This is a genomic window from Streptomyces sp. NPDC048106 (genome assembly GCF_040706415.1).
Taxonomy (GTDB): domain Bacteria; phylum Actinomycetota; class Actinomycetes; order Streptomycetales; family Streptomycetaceae; genus Streptomyces.
The window spans coordinates 39,786-60,846 of record NZ_JBEZND010000046.1 but is presented as its reverse complement, the minus strand read 5'-3'; the positions used below and the strand labels follow the sequence as shown (position 1 = coordinate 60,846).

Below are 21,061 nucleotides of genomic sequence, written 5' to 3'. Positions count from 1 at the left end.
GTCTCAGAACTCCTCGTGCGTCTCCGGGTCCCCGCCGAGCCTGCGCGGGGCGTGCCGGGCGATCGCGGCCATCTGGTCCGAGCCCAGTTCGAAGCCGAAGACGTCCAGGTTGGCGCGCTGCCGCTCGGGGTCGGCGGACTTCGGGATGGGCAGCGCCCCCAGCTGGATGTGCCAGCGCAGCAGCACCTGTCCGGGGCTCACCCCGTGTTCCTGGGCGATCCGGGTGACCTCGGGGTCGGCCAGCAGATGGCCGCCCCGGCCCAGCGGGCTCCAGCTCTCGGTGAGGATGCCCCGGTCCGCGTGGAAGGCGCGCAGCTCCTCCTGCGGGAACAGCGGGTGCAGCTCGATCTGGTTCACCGACGGCAGCACCCCGGTCTCCTTCTCCAGGCGCACGACGTGCTCCGGGGTGAAGTTCGAGACGCCGATCGAGCGGACCAGACCGTCCTCCCGCAGCTTGATCATCGCCTTCCAGGAGTCGACGTACCTGTCGACCCGGGGGTTGGGCCAGTGGATCAGGTACAGGTCCACGTACTCCAGGCCGAGGCGCCGCCGGGACTCCTCGAAGGAGGCCAGGGTCTCCTCGTAGCCGTGGTGGCGCCCCGGGAGCTTGGTCGTCACCACCAGCTCCTCGCGGGGCACCGGGCCGTCCGCGAGGGCCCGGCCCACGCCGGTCTCGTTGCGGTAGTTCGTCGCGGTGTCCACCAGCCGGTAGCCGAGGCCCAGGGCGCCGCGTACGGCCTCCTCGGCCGCCGTGTCGTCCAGCGGCCAGGTACCGAGGCCGAGGGCGGGGATCGTCGTTCCGTCGTTGAGCGTGTGTACCGGTATGCCGTTCACGGGGGGACCTTCCACTGGGCGGTGTCGTCCTCCCAGCCTCACGGATAGGGCGAGCGGTGATCAACCGGAGGGGCGGCACGGGACGGGAGGCGGGCCGCTGGTGAGCCGGTACGGCGCAGTCCGCCGGCCGCCGGCCGAGCGCGGGACCCAGCTTCGTCGCCATGTCGGTCAGGATCTGTACGTAGTCCTCGTGCGCGAAGGTGAACGGCAGGGCGAAGGCCACCTCGTCGACCTCCTGGAACGCGACGTCCGCCCGCAGCCGCTCGGCCAGTTCCGCCGAGGTGCCGACCAGGTCCGGCGCGAACAGCAGCCGCGCCGGGCCCTGCGGGGCGGTGGTGCGCGGCAGCCGTGCGGCCGCGAACTCGGCGTACTTGGCGCGCTGCCGCGGGGTCGCCGAGTCGGTGGGTATCACCACCAGGCCCTGGGAGACCCGGGCCGTCTCCCCGTCGGGGTGGTGCGCCCGGAACTCCCGGATGAGGTTCCGCTGTGTCCGCGCGAAGTCGTAGGGCCCCTCCGGATCCTCCGCCTTGACGACGCTGCTGGTCAGGAAGTTCATCCCGTGCGCGCCCGCCCAGCGCGCGGAGCCGAGGCTGCCGCCGCCGTACCACAGCCGCCGGCCGAGCCCGGGGGAGTGGGGCTGCACCACGTCACTGAAGACCTCGAAGCCCTCGGTCCCGCTGAAGTCGCTGGCGGGCTTGCCGCGTACCAGGTCCAGGAGGCGCCGTACCCGGTCGTGGCCGAAGTCCTCGGCGTCGGCGGTGTCCGGGTACAGGGCCTCCTTCACCTGGTCGTAGTGCACCGGCGGGCCCACGCTGACGCCCGGGTTCAGCCGGCCGCCGGACAGGATGTCGACGGTCGCCAGGTCCTCGGCCAGGCGCAGCGGGTTCTCCCAGCCGAGCGGTATGACCGCGGTGCCCAGTTCGATGCGGCGGGTGCGCTGGGAGGCGGCGGCGAGGACGGCGACCGGGGACGAGATGCCGTACTGGAGGTGCCGGTGGCGGACCCAGGCGCTGTCGAAGCCGAGCCGCTCGCCCAGCTCGATGATCTCCAGGGTGGACTCGTGGCCCCGTGCCGGATCCGCCGGATCGAACAGGCCGATCGTGAGGAAGCCCAGCTTGCGCAGCGGGCGTGGGGTGGACGGCACGGGCTCCTCCAGCGGTCGTACACGGTTCTGCCTCGTCGAGTGTGGCACCCGAGTGTGACAACCGTGTGATCCGTTTCGGCGGTGGGGCCCGGGCCGTCCGGCGGGGTCACTTCAGGGGGACGACGACCTCGTCCTCCACCGGCGGGTCCAGCTCCTGCGCGCGGTTGCCGGTCGCCGCGAAGCAGCGGATCCGGATCTCCCGCGGGTCGACGTCCAGGCGCAGGAAGGACTTGAAGAAGGGCGGGGTGTAGGTGACGGAGGACGGCGAGAAGAGCTGGGTGTACATCTTCCGCACCGGCAGCCGCAGGCGTGCGGTGCGGTCGGGGCGGCCGCCGGCGCCGAGGAGGCTTGCGACCAGGCGGGCGCGCCGGGTGACGCGGGTGCCCGGACCCGGGGCACGGCCGGGTTCGGTGCCGAGGCGCTCGGCGATCACCGCCGTGGCCTCCGACTCGCTGAGCCCGAGGCGGCGAAGGCGCAGCCGGCGGGCGTACAGGTGGCTGTAGAACGCGAGCGAGTCCCCGCGCAGCGGATAGCAGCGGAAGTCGCGCTCGGTGACCCCGCCGACCGACACCCGCGGGATGGTGTGCGTGGCGTGCATGAACGCCCCGCCGCCGCCCGACACGACGTACTGGATGGTGCGGCCGTCCACCTGGACCGGGTACCGCTGGTAGTTGTGGATGTCGCCGCCGATCGCGGCCACGTAGTGGTGCTCCGGGTCCCGGACGACGTCGTCCACCGTGCCGCCGCCGTCGATGGGGCACGGGTGGTGCTCGCCGTCCACGTACAGCGGTGAGCCGGTCACCAGGATCTTCGGGCGCGGGCCCCGGGACACCTCGCGCAGCCAGGCGCCCTGTTCGGCGTCGAGGGTGCCCAGCAGCCCGGTGTCGATGCCGATGATCCGCACCGGCCCGGCGTCCAACGCCCAGTAAGGGCCGGGCTGCTCGGCCTGCTGTCCCGGCGCCGAGCGCAACCTGCGGGCCTTGTTCAGGCGTTGTCCGTCCGCCGGGCGCGGCCGGTGCCACAGCAGCGCCTGCCACCAGGCGCGGCCGAGCGGGCGGGGTTTCGGCGCGGGAGCGGGCGGCGGGGTGTCGGCGCAGAAGACGCGCATGAAGGCGCCGAGGTCCTCGTACCAGTCGTGGTTGCCGGGTATCGCGTAGATCGGCGCCGGGTAGTCCCGGTACGGGCGGAAGAACTTGTCCTCGTAGTCGTCGGCGCTGCCCACCGGGTAGATGACGTCGCTCGCGAGCACCGCGAACTCCGTGCCCCGGCCCGCCTTCAGGAACCCCGGCACGGCGGCGTACTGGGAGTCCCCGCCCTCGCCGGTGTCCCCGATGACCATGAAGGAGAACGTGTCCGGCACCTCCCGCCGGAACACCTTGTCGGCGGGCACCCCCGCGGCCTCCCGCCGGGCCACCCACCGGCCGCGGGTACGGCCGGTGGGGTCGCCGAACCAGGAGGCCAGCACGCCGTTGCGGGCGGCCCACAGCACTCTGGGGTTCAGCCACGACAGCTTCTCGACACGGGCCGGCATCAACTGTCGGTAGGCACCCGGCTCGGCCGAGCCCCAGCCGGCGCCCTGTGCGGTATCGCGAGAGGAGTCAGACACGCGGAGCACCGTAACAACGCGCCGACCAGCGGCCGGAGGCCGGGGTTCGGTTCAACGGCCCGCAGCGGAAGGCGCGTTCGGGGCCGGGGTGTGCCGGTCCGGCGATCCCCGCTTCAGCGGGGCAGTCCGGCCAGCCAGTCGAGGAGCAGGCGGTTGGTCTCCTCGGGGCGTTCCTGCTGGACCCAGTGGCCGCAGCCGTCGAGGAGATGCGAGGAGACCAGGCCCGGCAGGGTCGCCGGGAACGCCTTGACGGCGTCGGACAGCCAGGACATCGTGACGTCCAGGACACCGCCGATGAAGAGGGACGGCTGGGTGAGCGGGGCGCCGTCGTGGTCGGCGAGGTCAGCCCAGTCGCGGTCCATGTTCCGGTAGCGGTTGAGCGGTCCGGTCAGGCCGGTCCGCTCGAACTCCCCCGCGTAGAAGTCGAGGTCCGCCTCGCCGAGCCAGCCGGGCAGCCGGTCGGCGGGGCACCGCTCGCGCAGCGTGCCGCCGGGGCTGACGAAGTACGGGGCGGGCTCGTCGGGCCCGGGCATGGTCTCGGCGGACAGGGCCGCGTAGAGCCCCGCGAGCCAGCCGCGTACGTCCGGTTCGATCTCGGCCTCGGCGCGGCCCGGCTCCTGGAAGTAGGAGATGTAGAACTCGTCCTCCCCGCCCATGCGGGCGAAGAGTTCGGTGGGCCGGGGACCGCCGCGCGGGGTGTACGGCACGCTGAGCATGCCCACCGCCCGGAAGACGTCCGGCCTGAGCAGGCCCGAGCCCGAGGCGATGGGGGAGCCCCAGTCATGGCCGACGACCACCGCCGACTCCTCGCCGAGCGCGTGCACCACCGCGACGTTGTCGGCGACGAGTTCGGTCAGCCGGTAGGCGTCCGTCGCGGCCGGCTTGGAGGAACGGCCGTAGCCGCGCACGTCGATGGCCACCGCCCGGTACCCGGCCGCCGCGAGGACCGGCAACTGGTGGCGCCACGAGTACCAGGACTCCGGGAACCCGTGCACGAGCAGCACCAGTGGCCCGCTGCCCTGTTCCACGAGATGGATCCGGCCGCTCTCGGTGCGGACCAGCCGGTGCGTCGGTTCGGTGCCGTGCGTCATGCGCCCTCCCATGGGCGGTCGAGTGAAGTTGACGGGCCTTTTGACGGTGCGGGGGCGATGGCGCGAGCTCACGGCCTCCGGTGTGCGGATCCGGCCGGACGACCGTGTTCCACGGCCCGGGCCACGCGGCCGTCGTATCCGACGTCCCGACGCCCGGCCCGAGTTCCCCTTCGCCTTCCGGGAGTTGGCCGAGCGGCGCATCCACGCACCCTTGCCCGGTCGAAGATCGCCCGTGCCTCGTCATCCGCCATGAACCGATCTTCCCAGGGCGGAGCCCCGCGTCGCAGTCGCCCCAAACCTTGTTTCATGAACATGAATTGGCCACCGAGGGAGCGCACAGCAACATCATAGGGAAAACCCTCGATTGGCTTTTGATCTGGTGACATGGACGGGTCAAGGCTGTCATTCTCCCAGCGCACGCTGATCCCCCACGAAGCGCAATACGGATCACGGTCCCGCACAGCACAACCCACCGGACACCAGACCCGGCTGTCCGGTCTGTCACAGGCCGCGACCCGGCGGCCTACGCAGGAGGAGTAAGAGTGACACCCCACAGAGCCCTTTCTCGTGGACGTCTTCCCCAGGGACGTCTCTCCAAGCGGGCCACGGTCGGAGCCGCGCTGCTCTCCACCGCGGCCCTCTTCGCCGTTGGCATGCAGGCTGTCCCGGCGACCGCCGCGCCTGCCGCGCACCACCTCAGCCCCCTGCGCACCGGCGCTCTCGAGGCCAAGCTCAGCCCGGCCCAGCACAAGGCCCTGGTCCAGAGCGCCCAGGACAAGACGGCCGACACCGCCCGCACCCTCGGCCTCGGCGCCAAGGAGAAGCTGGTCGTCCGGGACGTCATCAAGGACGCCGACGGCACGCTGCACACCCGCTACGAGCGCACCTACGACGGCCTCCCCGTCCTCGGTGGCGACCTCGTCGTGCACACGCCCCCGGCCTCGCTGGCGGCCGGCACCGTGACCACCACGTACAACAACAAGAACAAGATCCAGGTCTCCTCGACCACGGCGACCTTCACCAAGGCGTCCGCCGAGAGCAAGGCGCTGAAGGCCGCCAAGGCCCTCGACGCCGCCAAGCCCTCCACCGACAGCGCCCGCAAGGTGATCTGGGCCGGCAACGGCACCCCGAAGCTCGCCTGGGAGACCGTGATCGGCGGCTTCCAGGACGACGGCACGCCGAGCCAGCTGCACGTCATCACCGATGCCACCACCGGCAAGGAGCTGTACCGGTACCAGGGCATCCAGACCGGCGTCGGCAACACCCACTACAGCGGCCAGGTCTCGCTGACCACGACCCAGTCGGGCTCGTCGTACACCCTGACCGACGGCACGCGCGGCGGCCACAAGACGTACAACCTGAACCACGGGACCTCCGGCACCGGCACCCTGTTCTCGCAGACCAGCGACACCTGGGGCGACGGCACCAACACCAACGCCGCCACCGCCGGCGCGGACGCCGCCTTCGGTGCCCAGGAGACCTGGGACTTCTACAAGAACACCTTCGGTCGCAACGGCATCAAGAACGACGGTGTCGGCGCCTACTCCCGCGCCCACTACGGCAACTCGTACGTGAACGCGTTCTGGGACGACAGCTGCTTCTGCATGACCTACGGCGACGGTTCGAGCAACAACGACCCGCTGACCTCGCTGGACGTCGCCGGCCACGAGATGAGCCACGGCGTCACCTCCAACACCGCGGGCCTGAACTACAGCGGTGAGTCCGGCGGTCTGAACGAGGCGACCTCCGACATCTTCGGTACCGGCGTGGAGTTCTACGCGAACACCAGCGCGGACCCCGGTGACTACCTCATCGGCGAGAAGATCAACATCAACGGCGACGGCACCCCGCTGCGCTACATGGACCAGCCGAGCAAGGACGGCGGGTCCGCGGACAGCTGGTACTCGGGCGTCGGCAACCTCGACGTGCACTACTCGTCGGGTCCGGCGAACCACATGTTCTACCTGCTCTCCGAGGGCAGCGGCACCAAGACGATCAACGGTGTCACGTACAACAGCCCGACCTCCGACGGTGTCGCCGTCACCGGTATCGGCCGGGCCGCCGCCCTGCAGATCTGGTACAAGGCGCTGACGTCGTACATGACGTCCAGCACCAACTACGCCGGTGCCCGCACCGCGGCCCTGAACGCGGCCGCCGCGCTGTACGGCACCAACTCGACGCAGTACGCGGGTGTCGGCAACGCCTTCGCGGGCATCAACGTCGGTGCCCACATCAACCCGCCGAGCAGCGGCGTGACGGTCACCAACCCGGGCAGCCAGTCCTCCAAGGTGGGTACGGCGGTCAGCCTCCAGGTCCAGGCGAGCAGCACCAACACCGGCGCCCTGACCTACAGCGCCTCCGGCCTGCCGACCGGCCTGTCGATCAACAGCTCCACCGGTGTGATCTCCGGTACGCCTTCCGCGGCCGGCACCTTCAGCACCACCGTCACGGTGAAGGACTCCACCGGCGCGACCGGTACCGCGACCTTCTCCTGGACCGTCAGCACCACCGGCGGTGGCGGCTGCTCCTCCTCGCAGCTGCTGTCGAACCCGGGCTTCGAGTCGGGTAACACCGGCTGGACCGCGAGCAGCGGCGTCATCACCAACGACACCGGCGCCCCGGCCCACGGCGGCTCGTACTACGCCTGGATGGACGGCTACGGCACCTCGCACACCGACAGCGTCTCCCAGTCGGTGACGATCCCCACGGGCTGCAAGGCGACCCTGTCCTTCTACCTGTACGTCGACACCGCCGAGACCAGCACGAGCACCGCGTACGACAAGCTGACGGTCACCGCCGGCTCCACCACCCTGGCGACCTACTCGAACCTGAACGCCAGCTCGGGCTACGTCCTCAAGAGCCTCGACCTCTCGTCCCTCGCGGGCCAGACGGTCACCCTGAAGTTCAACGGCGTCGAGGACTCCTCGCTGGCGACCAGCTTCCTCGTGGACGACACGTCCCTGACGACCAGCTGATCACCCGCACCACCTGAACCCGAGGGTCCCGCTTCCCGGCCGCAGGCCGGGGGCGGGACCTTCTCGTTGCGGGCCGGCGGTTCAGAAGGCGCGGTCGAGCAGAGCCAGCAGGGCCGACCAGTGGCGCTCGTCGGCCTGCCGGTCGTAGGCGGGGGTGTCGGCCTGGGTGAAGCCGTGCCGCGCGCCCGGATACACCTCGGACGTGTACCGCACGCCGGCCGCGTCCAGCGCCTGCTCCAGCTCCCGGATCTGCTCGGCCGGCATGGAGGCGTCCTGGTCGGCGAAGCCGAAGTACAGCTCCGCGGTGACGTCCCCGGCGCCGCGGTGCGGACTGTCCGGGGCGTCGGTGACCAGCTTGCCGCCGTGGAAACCGGCCGCCGCGGCCACCCGGCCGGGATGCGTGGCCGCCGTGCGCAGGGCGAGCCGGGCGCCCATGCAGTAGCCGGTCAGCGCGACCGGGCCGTCGGCGACGAACGGGTTGTCCGCGAGGAAGCGCAGATAGGCGTCCGCGTCCCGCCTGCACTGCTCGGGGGTGAGGGCGCTCATCACCGGGCCGATGCGCTGCCAGATGGTCGGGTCGGCGGCCGGGTCGATGAACTCCGGCAGCTCACCGATCGGGGTGCTGCCGTGCCGGTAGAAGACGTTAGGCACCAGGACCGTGTACCCGGCGGCCGCCAGCCGGTCGGCCATCGACCTCAGCTGGGGGCGCAGGCCGTAGGCGTCCTGGTAGAACAGGACGCCCGGGTGCGGCTCGCCGTCCGCGGGATGGGCGAGGTAGGCGTCGGCGGTGCCGTCCTCGGTGGTGATGTCGACGGATGCTCCCTGTACGTCGGTCATGGTGACAGGCCTCCTGGGGAAGGGTGGGCGGGCGGCGGGTGCCCCGCGGTGTCGCGGGTACGCCGGATGTCCTGCGAGAACGCGCGGGCCGCTGCGGGCGGCTCTCATGCTGCCACGCAAGATCCACTCCCTCGCGACCGGTCCGCCGTACCGGCCCCGCCGTCACCGTCGGCGGTACCGCCCCGCCGGTCACTCGAACCGTGCGGTGTCCCCCGCGCCGCGCCGGACGATCTCCGCCTCGCCGCCGGAGAAGTCGACCACCGTGGTCGGCTCGGTGCCGCAGTCCCCGGAGTCGACCACCGCGTCCACCACGTGGTCGAGGCGGTCCTTGATCTCCCAGCCCTGGGTCATCGGCTCCTCCTCGTCCGGCAGCAGCAGCGTGCTGGACAGCAGCGGCTCGCCCAGCTCGGCCAGCAGCGCCTGGGTGACCACGTGGTCCGGGATGCGCACGCCCACGGTCTTCTTCTTCGGGTGCATCAGCTTGCGCGGGACCTCGCGGGTGGCCGGGAGGATGAAGGTGTAGCTGCCGGGCGTGGACGCCTTCACGGCCCGGAAGACGTCGTTGTCCACCCGCACGAACTGCCCGAGCTGCGCGAAGTCCCGGCACATCAGCGTGAAGTGGTGCCGGTCGTCCAGCTGCCGGATGGCACGGATGCGGTCCATGCCGTCCCGGCTGCCCAGCCGGCAGCCGAGCGCGTAGCAGGAGTCGGTCGGGTATGCGATGAGTGCCCCCGACCGCACCGCGTCGGCGATCTGCGCGATGCTGCGGGCCTGCGGGTTCTCGGGGTGCACGTCGAAGTACTTCGCCATTCGCCGAGCTTATGCCGTACCCGGAGCCGACGCGGGCGGCGCCTCTGGCGCTCCCCGGAAAATTCCCTGGTGTACACCCGGGGATTCCGGGCACTCGAACCCTGAGCCGTTCGGAGCCTTTCCCCCGCTCCGGAGGCGTTGCCTCCGCCGGTGGCCCCACCCCCCCCGGGCCGCCGGCGGAGCCATGTCCGGCCCGAGGGGACGGGGAAGTGAACTGTCGGGTAACGTCCCGCTGCGAGCATCAAGACCGACATGGGATGACAGGAGAGGGACACGTGGCCCGCCGAGCGGACGAGGAGCCGGTGTCCCGGCAGCCGTATGGGACCGACAGCGCCTGGGAACGCGAGCTGCTCGACCAGCTGCGCCCCGCGGGCCGCGACCTGAACCGGCTGGTCGCCTGGCTCGCCCGCGGCACCGGGGCGTCCGTGCGCCTCCAGGACGCGCGGGGCGCCCTCCTCGCCGAGGCCGGGGCCGAGACGGGGGCCGGGGGGCGGCTGCCGCTGGACGCCGCCGTCGTCGCCGACGTGGCCGCGGGCCGGGTCTCCGCCGCCGCGCTGGAGGACGGCGCCCGGCACGTGCGCCTGGTCGGTATACGGCACCCCCGGCCCGACCCGGCCGCCTCGGCCGTACTGGCCGTGGCCCGCTCGGAGCCCTTCGACCGGCACACCACGGAGATCCTCGGCCACACCGCCGGAGTGCTCGAACTCCTCCTGCGCGAGCGCGAGCTGGCCCACGCCGGCTACCGGCTGCGGCAGGCCACCGCCGACCTGCGCCTCGCCATCCTGCAACTGCTGATGGTGGAGGACACCGTCTCCGCCCGCCGGGTCGCCGCGGGACTGTGGCCCGGACTGCTGGAGAACGACACCGCCCGCGTGTACGTCATCGAGGGCACCGTCGCCGAACGCGACCGGCTCGCCGACGAATGCGGGACGGCCACCAGCGGCGGCGCGCTCGTGGTGCGCTGCCCCGCGATGGACGAGCACGTCATCGTCCTCGGCCCGGACGCCGAGGTGGGGGAGCGGCTGCGCTCCCTGGTCGCCCGCCGGCCCGGCACCTACCTCGGCGGCAGCCCCCGCCAGCGCCTCGCCCTGACCGCCACCGCCTACGGACAGGCCGTCACCGCGCTCGCCGTGGCCCGCTTCAGCCCGGAACGGACCGCCGTCTACGCCGAACGCACCCGCCCCGCACGCCTGATGGACCCGGCCGCGCTGCACGCCTGGTCGGCCGCCGTGCTGCGCCCCCTCGACACGCTGCCGTACCACGTGCGCGCCGAACTGCTCGCCACCACCCGGCTGGGGCTGGAGTTCACCGCGGTGAGCGCGGCCAAGGTGCTCGGCGTCAGCCGCAACACGGTGCGCGCCCGTATGGACCGGGTCGCCGCGCTGCTCGGCGCCGACTTCTCCGCGCTGGCCGTCCGCGCCGTGGCGCACATCGCGCTCAACACCGAGGCGGCACACGGCCCGTACGACCCCGAGGGCCACGCCCCCGCCACGCCCGTGGCGTTCGCGGACCTGCTCGGCGGCGACGCGCTGCGCTCCTGGGCCGAGGGCCTGCTCGGGCGCCTCGACGACGACGGCCGGGATCTGCGCGGCACCCTGCGCGCCTGGCTGGCCGCCGACGCGAACGCCGGGCCCGCCGCGACGGCGCGGGGGGTGCACGCCCAGACCGTGCGGGAGCACGTGCGGGCCGCCGAACCCGTCCTGGAGCGGCGGCTGCTGGCCGGGGGCACCGATCTGTACGAGGTCGTCCTCGCCCATCTCGTCACCGGTGAACTCCCCGTCCCCGGCCTCGGCCCGGCGAACCCGGACCAAGCGGACGCGGCTGTGCACCGGTGAGTGCTACGCGCGTCGTGCCGGGCACCGGTGCGCTGGTACGGACCGCGCGTCGCACGTAGGTTCATTTCCCGCGGGGCACGACCGGGACGGGGGGCCGGTCGGGGCCCCGCGCGTTCTTTCCCCTACCCTTCCCGCTGCCCGCGCGGCGGCGCGGCGAGGACCGCCAGGGTGCCGTTGGCCTGCTGGAGCGCGTCCTCCAGGGTGCCGGGGGAGTGCAGGGTGCCGGTGCCGTCGGGCGGCACCAGCCACTCCAGCGAGCGGGCGGGCCGGTAGGGCGGCGGCACGGCGACCCAGGAGCCCCTGGTCGCATAGCGCAGCCCCGCGCCGATCCAGCCCCCGGCGGGGTCCGGCGGCAGGAAGAAGCCGACCCGGCCCGCCGTGAGGTCCACCAGGGTCGGACCCGGCACCGGCAGCGCGGGGCGCCACAGCAGATCAAGGGTGAGCAGTCCGAGCCGTTCGGGGACGCTGAGCACGTCCCAGAAGCGCCCCGCCTCCAGCAGCGCGATCCCCTCCCCGTGGTCCCACTCCCACTTGCACGCGCGTGGATCCGCCGCCGCTGCCGCCAGCCATTCCACTCCCCGCATCCACATCGTGTTCGTCATGCACTGCTCCGCACGTTCTCGGGCACTCGGTGCGTCCGCACCGCAACCCGGCATTTGCATGCTCGTAGATATTTCTATGCGGCGGAAGGGGTGGCGCGGCCTGGCGTTTGAGTCGACGTGTTCGCACCCCGTGCGCGGGTTCGTCGGCCGGCCGACGGGGGTGCGTCACCCTTCCGAGAGTTCCGGGCCAGAGAGTCGCGTGATACGAGCGTGACGGCAGTCGATTCACGCGCTGACTGTGGAGTTCGTCGCTGTCCCGGTCGATGTCTCGCGTCGTTCCGTCGTTCCGCTCCAGCGAGGTCTTCCAGGGATCGCACCCGCCCTCTGGCCCGCGAGAGCGCCGAGGCCGAGCGCGCGACCCGCGCTCGCGCGCCGCGTACGCCGGGGCCGAGCACAGCCGGGGATCAGGCGGGCGGGCCGCCCGGGTCCGGCGCCAGGGCCAGCATGGTGGCGTCGTCGCGGACCTCGTAGCGCAGCCGCGCGAGGTCCGCCCACACGGCGGCGGGCAGCGCGCCGGCAGCGGTGTCCGCGAGGGCGGCCAGCCGGTCCGGCAGCGGGTAGAAGCCCCCGGAGCGGTCGCGCGCCTCCCAGACGCCGTCGGAGGCCAGCAGCAGCCGGTCGCCCGGCTCCAGCGGCACCGTGACCTCCTTCGGCGGATCGGCCCCGACCAGGCCGATCCCCAGCGGGGTCCCCGGCGTCACGGTGATCTCCCGCGCGTCGCCCTCGCGCAGCAGGACCGGCGCCGGATGACCACAGGCCACCACCCGCATCGTGCGCGCGTCGGCCGGGAACTCCACCAGCACCGCGGTCGCGAACAGCTCACCGTCCGGCGCGCCCGCCGCGTCCACCGCGAGACGGCGGTCCAGCCGGCCCGCCAGCGACTCCAGGTCCTGCTGGTCCAGGACCGCCTCCCGGAACGCGCCCAGCAGGGACACCATGGTCACCACCGCCGTCAGCCCGTGCCCGCGCACATCGCCCATCAGCGCCCGTACGCCGTACGGGCCTTCGCGCACGTCGAAGAAGTCCCCGCCCACCAGCGTGCCGTCCTCGGCGGCCCGGTAGAAGCCCGCGCAGCCGACGCGCCCGACCCGCTCGGGCAGCGGCGGCATCACCGCCCGCTGCACGGCCTCGCCGATCGCCCGCTCCACCTTCAACTGGGCGTCGCGGCGGCTGCGCACGAACGACACGAACACACTGAGCAGCGCGACGAAGACGATGGTGAGCAGATCGGTGTTGCCGGGCCGATTCAGATGGGTCGCCGGCACGTTCACGGACACGACCACGAGGACACCCAGCAGGGCGGTGACGAGCGGCCCGTACGACAGGACGGCCAGCGGCGGGATCGCGCCCAGCAGGAAGCCCAGGTCGCTGGCGTGGGGGGTGACGGTCGCGGCGCCGGTCACCGCGACCAGCAGCAGCACCGGCAGCAGCCGGATCCACCACGGTGGCGGCGCGCCCCGCAACCAGCCGCGATCCTCCGGGCTCCCGCGCGACGACCAGCCGCGCACCGATGGCACAAGCCCACGCTACGCCGCGGACCGGAGGAGGGCGCCCGCTGACGGTCCCCGCCGGGGCGGCGGGGAAAACCGGTGGACACCCGTGCCGCGGCCCGCCTAGCGTGGGGCCGCACACCCGAGACGGACGAAGGAGGCGAGTGTCATGGCCGCTGTCATCATGCGCTCCCCCCTCCCCGTCACCCGGGTGTGCCAGGCCTGACCGGGAGCGCGTCCCGCCGCGAGGTCCTTCGCGGCACGTATCCCGGAGGATTCATGACCGACCTGGTCATGCGCACGCTCGACGCGAGCAGTGCGCACCTGTTCGACACCATGCCCGACCCGCTGGCCTTCGCCGAACGGCACCGGCTGGTCCGCTTCCGCCCCGAGTGGCAGCGCGTCGCCCTGCGCGGGGGCCGCACCGTGGCCCGCGCCGCCTGGTGGGGCCGCCCCGAGGACACCGAGCCGCTGCTGATCAACTGGCTGGACGTCGCCGAGGGCGAGGAGGCGGCCGGGGCCGAACTCCTGCGCAGCGCCCCCTGGCACCCCGAGGAACTCGAACTCGACCTGCCCGCCGGCTGGCGCGCCGAGCCCCGGCTGCGGGCCGAGGCCGACATCCGCACCGCGGTCGCGCGCGAGGCCGGCTACGCGCCCCTGGCCGAGCGCTTCATCTACCGCTGGACCCCGGACCTCGGCCTGCCCGCACGCCCCGGCCGGCTGGTCTTCACCCCGGAACCGGACGACGCCGTCTTCCTGGACCTGCTGCGCCGCATCCACTCCGACACCCTCGACGCGCACGCCCGCCGGGCCATCGCCCAGGGCGGGGTCGAGCAGGCCGCCCAGGAGGAACTCGACCTCTTCCACTGGCTGCCCTCGCCGCGCTCCTGGTGGCAGATCGCCCGCACCCGCGGCGGTGAACCGGTCGGCATCCACATACCCGGCCACAACCCCTCGGGCCCCTGCGTCGGCTTCATCGGCGTCGTCCCCGGCCGGCGCGGTCACGGCTACGCCTACGACCTCCTCGCCGAGTGCACCCACTTCCTGGCCGACCAGGGCGCCGAGTTCATCGCCGCCGCCACCGACCAGCCCAACTTCCCGATGGCCGCGCACTTCGCCACGGCGGGATATCCGGTCGTACGGGAGCGGATGAACTTCTGGGCCGAGGGGGTGGCCGGCGCCGGGTGACATCGGCCGCCGGAGGGCGTGAGGAGGAGACGGCGGCCGGGGCGCGATGGTTTCCAGGATCCGGGCGCTTCATGCCCCGGACGGAGGGAATTCCCCCGTTCGGGGGCACGTGGCCGGCTTCTCCTCTCCGGATGCCGGTGGCGAGCCGATAGTGGAGCGGCCGCCGGGCCCGGGCTCCGGTGGTGTTCTGGCGAACCGCATGACCGGAGGGGAAAACACACACCATGGCCACCACCGAGGCGAACAACCGTGTCGAGCTCGTCTTCTCCCTGTTCGACGCCAACGGCAACGGCGTGCTGGATCCCGGGGACTTCCAACTGATGGGCAGGCGGGTGGTCGAGGCCGTGCCCGAGGCCGGGGACAGCGTGAAGAGCAGGATGCTCAAGGCCTTCCAGGGCTACTGGGACACCCTGCGCACCGAACTGGACGCCGACGGCGACGGCCGGGTCAGCCCCGAGGAGTTCAACGCCATCGTGCTCGACCCCCAGCGGTTCGACGTCACCGTCAGCGAGTTCGCCGAGGCCCTCGCCGCGATGGGCGACCCGGACGGCGACGGCTATGTCGAACGCCCCCACTTCGTCGCCCTGATGACGGCCATCGGGTTCCAGCGCCCCAACATCGAGGCCCTGTTCGACGCCTTCGAACCGGTCCACGGCGACCGCGTCCCCGTGGTCACGTGGGCCGACGGCATCCGTGACTACTACCGCCCCGAGAAGTCCGGCATCCCCGGCGACCACCTCACCACGGGCGGCGCACGGTGACCCACGAGCCTGCCGCCCCCGCCATCGGACTGGCCGTGGGCCGGGGCACCGGACCCGAACTCGCGGACGTCTTCGAGCGGGTGCTCGGCGCGCTGACCGCCGGACGCCCGGGCGCCGTGACGGTCGAGCGCTCCCCGCGGCTCTACCACTCCTACGCCTCGCTGCGCGCCGAAGGGGACACCGAGCGGATCCGCGAGCTGACCGCCGAGGACGCCGACCACTACGAGCGGTTCTGCCGCACCCGCGCCGAGCAGGGCACGACGGCGGTCTTCCGGACCGCGGTCAACGCCCAGTCCCTGTACCTCGTCCGCCAGCGGCTGCGCGCCGTCAAGGTGGACCTGCTCGGCGCCGACGGCCGCTCCCTGCTGCTGGTGCGGGACCAGGCACAGGGGTTCTACACCGGCGAGAACCGGCATACGCCCGGCGAGATCACCCGCTCCATGACCTTCAGCCGGGAGATCACCGAGGCCGTGGTCGGCTACGCCCTGCGGCGGGCCCGGCAGGAGTGGCCGGACGGACGGATCGGCCGCGTCGTCATGGCGTACAAGTTCCACCTCCTGGACGGCGCGCTGGACGCCTGGGTGGCCGACCTCGCGGGCCGGCTCGGTGTGCGGATCGACCTGGTGCAGCCGGACACGGTCAACCGCAACCTCGTCACCCACGGCCTGCCGGACCGGGTGCTGCTGATCGCCGGTAACGAATGGGCCGACATCATGCACGTCATGCTGCTCGACCGGTTCGGCCACGGGCGGCAGGAGAACCGCTGCACCGAGAACGTCTTCCTCGCTCCCGGGCTGGCGGGCCTCACCGAGTACCAGACGGTGCACGGCTCCGCCGACGACCTCGCGGGCCGGGACCTCGTCAACCCGGTGGCGACCATCCGCGCGGCCGCGCGCGTCGCGGAAGCGCACGCCGGATGCGCCGGCGCGGTGGAGGCCGTCGAGAAGGCGCTGCGGCTCCTGGACGAGCGAGGCATATCCACGCCCGACCTCGGCGGACGGCACTCCACCACCGACGTGGCCGACGCCCTGCTCGATGCCCTCGGCGCGCCCGGAACCGGCGGGACACCGGCGGACGCCGCCCTGGTCGGCGGGTCATGACCGGTGCGGCGGGGGAGAGGACGGCCCTGGTCGTCGTGGACGTGCAGAACGACTTCTGCACCGGCCCGGCCGCCCTGGCCCGCTTCGGCGGCGACCCCACCGTCCTGGACGCGGCGGTCGCCGGCACCCTCCGGGCGGTGGCCGCGGCCCGGGCGCGCGACGTGGAGGTGATCTTCGTACGGTTCACCGGCGACCCCGAACACCAGGGCACCGCCTGGCGGTTGCGGGACCACGCCCTCGGCAAACGGCCGAAGTGCCTGGAGGGCTCCCGGGGCGCCGAGTTCCACCGGGTGGCCCCGGCACCGGGCGAGCGCGTCTTCACCAAGCGCGCCCGCTTCGACGCCTTCCTCGGCGAGGGCTTCGAGGACCACCTCGGCGCACACGGCGTCGGCCACCTGGTCCTCGCCGGGGTGTACGCCGACGTGTGCGTGGACACCACCGCCCGCACGGCGTTCCAGAAGGGCTTCCAGGTGACCGTACTGACGGACTGCACCGCCGCCCTGCACCTGCCGTACGACGACGTGCTGCGGTTCATGCGCGTGGTGTACGGCGCCCGGACCACGACCGCGGCCGACCCGGCGGCCTGGACCGCGCCCGTGCTCCAGTCCGAGGAGGTGCGGTGAGCCCGGCCGCCGGACCGGCCGCGGGGGTGGCGCGGGGCGTGGGCCGCACCGCCCTGCTGGTGGCCGCGGCCCGCGCGATCGAGACGCACCGCCCCGACGCGCTGGCCCGGGACCCGTTCGCGGAGCACTTCGTGCGCGCGGCGGCGGCCTCGGCGGGCTGGCCGGTACGCCCGGCTCAGGTGCCCGGCGGGGACGCCGACCCGCTGTGGGGCAGGCTCGGCCGGTACTTCGCCCTGCGCACCCGCGTCCTGGACGACCATCTGCTGCGCTCCGCGCACCTGGGCATCCGCCAGGTGGTGCTGCTGGGCGCGGGCCTGGACTGCCGGGCGTACCGGCTGGACTGGCCGCCGGGCTGCGTGGTGTACGAGGTGGACACGGCGGAGATGCTGGCCTTCAAGCAGACGGTGCTCGACCGGCTCCGGGCCACCCCCGCGACCGAGCGCCGCACGCTCGCCGCCGACCTCCGCGACGACTGGGCCGGCGCCCTGACGGCCGCGGGCTTCGACCCCGCCGAGCCCACCGCATGGCTCGCCGAGGGGCTGCTGCTCTATCTGCCGGCGGCGGCCGAACGACGACTCATCGCGACGATCGACCGGCTCAGCGCGGTGGACAGCACCCTGGCCTACGAGATCAAGGACCTCGTCGAGTCGCCCCAGGTCCGCTCCAGCCCCGTGTACACCACCACTCGCCACCGCATCGGCATCGACCTCCTCGCTCTCTTCGCCATCGAGCCCCGCCCCGACTCGGCGGCCGAACTCGCCCGCCAGGGCTGGACGGTGACGATCCGCACCCCCTACGACTTCACCCGCCGGCACGGCCGCGGCCCGCTGCCGGAACCGAACGACGCCCTGGCCGCCAACCGCTGGATCTTCGCGGCCGCGTCGCGGGACGCGCGCAGGCCGGTCCCGACGCCACGGGGGATGGCTCCGGGCTGAGATCCGCTCCGCTGGTGGCCCGGCCCGACGCCGCGTCGGCGGGCCGGGCACCCGGTGCTATTCCGCGTCCGCGGCCAGATGGGCCTCCGCCGCCGCCAGGATCTCCGTCACCCGTAGGCCGAACGCCGCGTCGCAGGGGTGCGGGCGGCCGGTCGCGGCGGCGGCCAGGAGGGCGTCCGCGGCCCGGGCGAGGGCGGTGGTGGCGTCCTCGGCGGCGGTCGGCATGACGGTGACGCCGGACTCGCCGCGCAGTTCGTACTCGGTCCCGGCGGCCGCGGGCGGCGCAGTCAGGCTGAGGGCCACGGTGCTGGAGGCTCCGGCGGCGTGGTCGAGGACCAGGTGCACGGTGTCTCCCGGGCCATGGCCCGCCGCTACCACCTGGGTGACGTCGCCGAGGACAGGCATCAGCACCGACAGCGCGTGCGGGCCCACGTCCCACAGCGCGCCCTTCTCCCGGCGCCACGGAGAGGCCGCGAAGGGGCTGTCGCTCGTGAACACCGCCCCCAGCCACTGCGCCCGCGCCGTGAACCAGCCCGCCACCGCGGCCTGTTCCTCGATCCAGGCCTCCTGTTCCTTCTGGAAGCGCGTGGTGAAGAACACCACCGACGCCACCCCCGCCCGCTCCACCGCCTCGGCCACGGCGCGCGCGTCGGCGACCGACAGCGCGAGCGGCTTGTCCAGCAGCAGATGCCGCCCGGCCCGTGCCGCCCGCACCGCCAACGGGGCCTGCACGGACGGCGGCAGGGCGACGGCGACCGCGTCCACGTCGGCCAGCAGCGCGTCCACGTCGGCGTACGGCGTGACGTCGTACGGCCGCGCGAGCGAGTCGGCCGCCTCGGGGCGGCGGCCCCACACCCCGGCGAACTCCAGGCCGGGGTGCCCGGCGAGGGCGGGGGCGTACACCGCCCGCGCCCAGGGACCCGTTCCCAGCAGTCCGATACGCATATGACGTTCCTCTCTCCGAGCCGGTCCCCGCGTCCTCAACAGGCTGCGCCCGGCGCGGTGTCCGCATACCTGTCTTGCGAAACCCCCTCCCCGGCGAGCCATTTGGCGATAGTGGCGGCGATCGGCTGCCCGGTGTCCATCTCCACGAACCCGAACTGGCCGGACTGGTTGCACTCCAGGAACCACCAGAGACCGTCGGCGTCCTCCGCGAAGTCGAACGCGCCGTAGGCCAGTCCGGCCCCACGGAGATAGCGCAGGACCCCCTCGGCGACCCCGGCGGGCACCGGCGCGGGCAGCCACGGCGACACGGACGGGGCGAACCGGACGTCCACGTCGTCGGGATGGGCGTCCGGGTCGACGGGCTTGCGGGCCGCCAGCAGGACGTCGCCGACGGCGGTGAGCCGGATGTCGGCCCGCTTCACCACGCGTTGTTGCAGCAGCGTCGGCCCGAAGGCGACCGCCGTGAAGTCCGCGTCCGGCGCGACCCGGCTGGTCGGCACGGCCCGCGGCGGCTCCTGCGGATGCGCCCCGGAGACCGGCTTGACCACTAAGTCCGGATAGCGTGCCGCGAACTCCCGCGCCGCCTGCGGGAACGTGGTGATCAGCGTGGCCGGCACCGGGAGCCCGGCGCGTTGGGCGTGGCGCAGTTGCCAGGGCTTGTACCGGGCGCGGCGGGCGGCGTCCGGATGGTTCATCCAGCGTGCGTCGGTGCAGCGGAGCATGCCGTACAGCGCCTGCGCGGACTCCTCGGTCAGCCAGGCGGACGGCTGGGCGGCGCGCGCGGCCGCCGCCCCGGGCCTGCGCACCCAGATGGAGCGCAGGCCGTCCATGTCCACCAGGCGCCCGCCGACGGACAGTTGCCCGTGGCAGGCGCCTCGCGCGTACTCGCCCGACAGAGCGACCCCGTCGGTCAGATCGGCGGGGTCGAGCCGGACGACGGGCACCTGGGCCTCGCGGAGGCGGAGGACCACCATGTCCGCCGTCACGTCCTCTTCACTGGTCAGGATGAGCACGGTCATCGTCTGCGGGTCCGTGGTTCAGTCGTCGAAGTGTGTCTTGGAGCCGGCGGTCGAGGTCGTGGTGCCCAGCGCACGCAGGGTCGCGTGGTCCGTCGCGGCGATCCGCCCGTCCGGGAGGACGTTCAACTGCAGTCCGGAGTCGTACGCGTACGGAACGGTTACTTCCAACTGCACAGCCGGGCGCGCGTAGTTGAGCGTGAACGGTTGCATGGTCTCTCCCTGGTTCGGCTTTCACGTCCTTATACGATTCGAACGGATGATTGGTTTCCTTACGCTGCGTGACCATGGCACGGACGGTCGCGTTCCGCCGCCGTGCCGGGCGCGGCGCTCATTTCGCGAGTGCCCCGCGCGCCACCGTCAGCGCCTGCTCCGCGTACCCGCGTCCGAACAGCACCGCGTGCACGAGAAGCGGGAAAAGCTGATGCACGCCGACGCGTTCGCGCCAGCCGTCGGCGAGCGGTGCCCTCTCCTGGTACCCCGCGAGGACGCGATCGAGATGGGGGCAGCCGAAGAGCTGGAGCATCGCCAGGTCGGTCTCCCGGTGACCGCCGTGCGCGGCCGGGTCGATGAGCCACACCTCGCCGTCGGCGCCCCACAGCACATTGCCGCTCCACAGGTCGCCGTGCAGCCGCGCGGGCGGCTCGGCGGGCCCCGCCAGCTCCGGCAGCCGCGCGCAGAGCCGCTCGAACACCGCCGCCTCGCCCGGCCGCAGCGTGCCGCGCTCGACCGCCCTGCGCACGTACGGCAGCACCCGGTGCTCGGCGTACCAGCCGGACCACTCGGCGCCCTCGGCGTTGCGCATGGGCGCGAGGCCGATGTACGCGTCCTCGGGCCCGCCGGGCGGCGGGGCCCCGAAGCGGGGCGCGCCCGAGGCGTGCAGGGCCGCCAGGGCGTGACCGAAACGGAGCGCCGCCTTCGCGTCGGGAGCACCGGCCGCCACCCGCTCGGTGACCATCCACCGCTCGTCGTGCCCGAGCACCGCCGGCAGCCGTACGGCGCCCGCAGCGGCCAGCCAGCGCAGCCCCGCCACCTCCGCGCGCACCGCCCCGGGGGCGTCGCCGCGCTTGACCATCACCGGTGTGCCGTCGTCCAGCAGCACCTCCACGGGCGACCCGGACAACCCCCGCGCCGCACCGGCCGGGCGCCCGGTGAGCCGGGACGCCGCCTGCCCAGGATCCTCGTCTCGCGTGACCACGGCTTCAGAGTACGGTGCACAACCCCAGGTCAGGAGAGGGTACTTCGACCGTTGCTACGACGCTTTTCGGC

The 21,061-nt window shown here is 73.2% G+C and carries 17 protein-coding genes and 2 pseudogenes; 7 read left to right on the top strand and 12 right to left on the bottom strand.

Going from position 1 to position 21,061, the window contains the following annotated elements; translation table 11 throughout:
• Nucleotides 1–3 precede the first annotated feature (3 nt).
• The 4 genes and pseudogenes from AB0927_RS33710 to AB0927_RS33695 form a co-directional block, all read right to left on the bottom strand.
• Entirely contained in the window at nt 4–834 is an 831-nt protein-coding gene (locus tag AB0927_RS33710) for an aldo/keto reductase (RefSeq protein WP_366671607.1), read from the bottom strand.
• A 124-nt stretch (nt 835–958) separates the two neighbouring features.
• Nucleotides 959–1,978: pseudogene (locus AB0927_RS33705) on the bottom strand (LLM class flavin-dependent oxidoreductase); the annotation flags it as partial.
• A 106-nt stretch (nt 1,979–2,084) separates the two neighbouring features.
• On the bottom strand, nt 2,085–3,584 hold the full coding sequence (locus AB0927_RS33700) for a metallophosphoesterase (RefSeq protein ID WP_366671606.1): 1,500 nt from the start codon (nt 3,582–3,584) through the stop codon (nt 2,085–2,087).
• 113 nt (nt 3,585–3,697) lie between these two features.
• The gene (locus AB0927_RS33695; RefSeq protein ID WP_366671605.1) at nt 3,698–4,675 is read right to left on the bottom strand and encodes an alpha/beta hydrolase; all 978 of its coding nucleotides are present in this window, start codon (nt 4,673–4,675) and stop codon (nt 3,698–3,700) included.
• A gap of 653 nt (nt 4,676–5,328) precedes the next feature.
• Between AB0927_RS33695 and AB0927_RS33690 the strand changes: the two genes are divergently transcribed.
• Nucleotides 5,329–7,650, top strand: a complete 2,322-nt coding sequence (locus AB0927_RS33690; protein WP_366671628.1) for a M4 family metallopeptidase — start codon at nt 5,329–5,331, stop codon at nt 7,648–7,650.
• Nucleotides 7,651–7,731: 81 nt separating this feature from the next.
• On the opposite strand, the gene AB0927_RS33685 is transcribed toward AB0927_RS33690, so the two are convergent.
• Nucleotides 7,732–8,487, bottom strand: a complete 756-nt coding sequence (locus AB0927_RS33685; RefSeq protein WP_366671604.1) for a dienelactone hydrolase family protein — start codon at nt 8,485–8,487, stop codon at nt 7,732–7,734.
• A gap of 189 nt (nt 8,488–8,676) precedes the next feature.
• Nucleotides 8,677–9,297 (bottom strand): L-threonylcarbamoyladenylate synthase, encoded by a 621-nt coding sequence (locus tag AB0927_RS33680; RefSeq protein WP_366671603.1) that lies wholly within the window; start codon nt 9,295–9,297, stop codon nt 8,677–8,679.
• A gap of 275 nt (nt 9,298–9,572) precedes the next feature.
• On the opposite strand from AB0927_RS33680, the gene AB0927_RS33675 reads away from it, so the two are divergent.
• Nucleotides 9,573–11,132 carry a helix-turn-helix domain-containing protein gene (locus AB0927_RS33675; protein WP_366671602.1) on the top strand — a complete coding sequence of 520 codons (1,560 nt, stop codon included), beginning with the start codon at nt 9,573–9,575 and terminating at the stop codon, nt 11,130–11,132.
• Between the two features lie 122 nt (nt 11,133–11,254).
• Here AB0927_RS33675 and AB0927_RS33670 read toward each other — a convergent pair whose 3' ends face one another.
• On the bottom strand, nt 11,255–11,734 hold the full coding sequence (locus AB0927_RS33670) for a hypothetical protein (RefSeq protein WP_366671601.1): 480 nt from the start codon (nt 11,732–11,734) through the stop codon (nt 11,255–11,257).
• A gap of 404 nt (nt 11,735–12,138) precedes the next feature.
• Nucleotides 12,139–13,197, bottom strand: a complete 1,059-nt coding sequence (locus AB0927_RS33665; protein WP_366671600.1) for a PP2C family protein-serine/threonine phosphatase — start codon at nt 13,195–13,197, stop codon at nt 12,139–12,141.
• 306 nt (nt 13,198–13,503) lie between these two features.
• On the opposite strand from AB0927_RS33665, the gene AB0927_RS33660 reads away from it, so the two are divergent.
• The 5 genes and pseudogenes from AB0927_RS33660 (at nt 13,504) to AB0927_RS33640 (ending at nt 17,831) form a co-directional block, all read left to right on the top strand.
• Nucleotides 13,504–14,412, top strand: coding sequence for a GNAT family N-acetyltransferase (locus AB0927_RS33660; protein ID WP_366671599.1), 909 nt, complete (start codon nt 13,504–13,506; stop codon nt 14,410–14,412).
• A 224-nt stretch (nt 14,413–14,636) separates the two neighbouring features.
• The gene (locus AB0927_RS33655) at nt 14,637–15,173 is read left to right on the top strand and encodes an EF-hand domain-containing protein (protein WP_366671598.1); all 537 of its coding nucleotides are present in this window, start codon (nt 14,637–14,639) and stop codon (nt 15,171–15,173) included.
• 17 nt (nt 15,174–15,190) lie between these two features.
• Nucleotides 15,191–16,273 (top strand): annotated as a pseudogene (locus AB0927_RS33650) (isocitrate/isopropylmalate family dehydrogenase); the annotation flags it as partial.
• Nucleotides 16,270–16,896 carry an isochorismatase family cysteine hydrolase gene (locus AB0927_RS33645; RefSeq protein ID WP_366671597.1) on the top strand — a complete coding sequence of 209 codons (627 nt, stop codon included), beginning with the start codon at nt 16,270–16,272 and terminating at the stop codon, nt 16,894–16,896. The pseudogene AB0927_RS33650 and the gene AB0927_RS33645, both read left to right, overlap by 4 nt.
• The gene (locus tag AB0927_RS33640) at nt 16,893–17,831 is read left to right on the top strand and encodes a class I SAM-dependent methyltransferase (RefSeq protein WP_366671596.1); all 939 of its coding nucleotides are present in this window, start codon (nt 16,893–16,895) and stop codon (nt 17,829–17,831) included. Before AB0927_RS33645 ends, AB0927_RS33640 begins: the two co-directional genes overlap by 4 nt.
• A 57-nt stretch (nt 17,832–17,888) precedes the next feature.
• Here the strand turns inward: AB0927_RS33640 and AB0927_RS33635 are convergent, their stop codons facing one another.
• From AB0927_RS33635 to AB0927_RS33620, 4 genes are all read right to left on the bottom strand, one after another.
• The gene (locus AB0927_RS33635; RefSeq protein ID WP_366671595.1) at nt 17,889–18,776 is read right to left on the bottom strand and encodes a Gfo/Idh/MocA family oxidoreductase; all 888 of its coding nucleotides are present in this window, start codon (nt 18,774–18,776) and stop codon (nt 17,889–17,891) included.
• A gap of 35 nt (nt 18,777–18,811) precedes the next feature.
• Nucleotides 18,812–19,795 carry an ATP-grasp ribosomal peptide maturase gene (gene tgmB, locus AB0927_RS33630; RefSeq protein ID WP_366671594.1) on the bottom strand — a complete coding sequence of 328 codons (984 nt, stop codon included), beginning with the start codon at nt 19,793–19,795 and terminating at the stop codon, nt 18,812–18,814.
• Nucleotides 19,796–19,813: 18 nt separating this feature from the next.
• Complete coding sequence (gene tgmA / locus AB0927_RS33625; RefSeq protein WP_046416733.1) at nt 19,814–20,005, bottom strand: putative ATP-grasp-modified RiPP; 192 nt, start codon at nt 20,003–20,005, stop codon at nt 19,814–19,816.
• Between the two features lie 118 nt (nt 20,006–20,123).
• Nucleotides 20,124–20,990 (bottom strand): fructosamine kinase family protein, encoded by an 867-nt coding sequence (locus AB0927_RS33620; protein WP_366671593.1) that lies wholly within the window; start codon nt 20,988–20,990, stop codon nt 20,124–20,126.
• Nucleotides 20,991–21,061 lie beyond the last annotated feature (71 nt).

What these genes read in the sequence shown, in the direction of transcription:
- AB0927_RS33695 (WP_366671605.1), bottom strand. Translation starts at nt 4,675, where the DNA reads ATGACGCACGGCACCGAACCGACGCACCGGCTGGTCCGCACCGAGAGC.
- tgmB (WP_366671594.1), bottom strand. Translation starts at nt 19,795, where the DNA reads ATGACCGTGCTCATCCTGACCAGTGAAGAGGACGTGACGGCGGACATG.
- AB0927_RS33670 (WP_366671601.1), bottom strand. Translation starts at nt 11,734, where the DNA reads ATGACGAACACGATGTGGATGCGGGGAGTGGAATGGCTGGCGGCAGCG.
- tgmA (WP_046416733.1), bottom strand. Translation starts at nt 20,005, where the DNA reads ATGCAACCGTTCACGCTCAACTACGCGCGCCCGGCTGTGCAGTTGGAA.
- AB0927_RS33645 (WP_366671597.1), top strand. Translation starts at nt 16,270, where the DNA reads ATGACCGGTGCGGCGGGGGAGAGGACGGCCCTGGTCGTCGTGGACGTG.
- AB0927_RS33660 (WP_366671599.1), top strand. Translation starts at nt 13,504, where the DNA reads ATGACCGACCTGGTCATGCGCACGCTCGACGCGAGCAGTGCGCACCTG.
- AB0927_RS33655 (WP_366671598.1), top strand. Translation starts at nt 14,637, where the DNA reads ATGGCCACCACCGAGGCGAACAACCGTGTCGAGCTCGTCTTCTCCCTG.
- AB0927_RS33680 (WP_366671603.1), bottom strand. Translation starts at nt 9,297, where the DNA reads ATGGCGAAGTACTTCGACGTGCACCCCGAGAACCCGCAGGCCCGCAGC.
- AB0927_RS33690 (WP_366671628.1), top strand. Translation starts at nt 5,329, where the DNA reads ATGCAGGCTGTCCCGGCGACCGCCGCGCCTGCCGCGCACCACCTCAGC.
- AB0927_RS33685 (WP_366671604.1), bottom strand. Translation starts at nt 8,487, where the DNA reads ATGACCGACGTACAGGGAGCATCCGTCGACATCACCACCGAGGACGGC.
- AB0927_RS33635 (WP_366671595.1), bottom strand. Translation starts at nt 18,776, where the DNA reads ATGCGTATCGGACTGCTGGGAACGGGTCCCTGGGCGCGGGCGGTGTAC.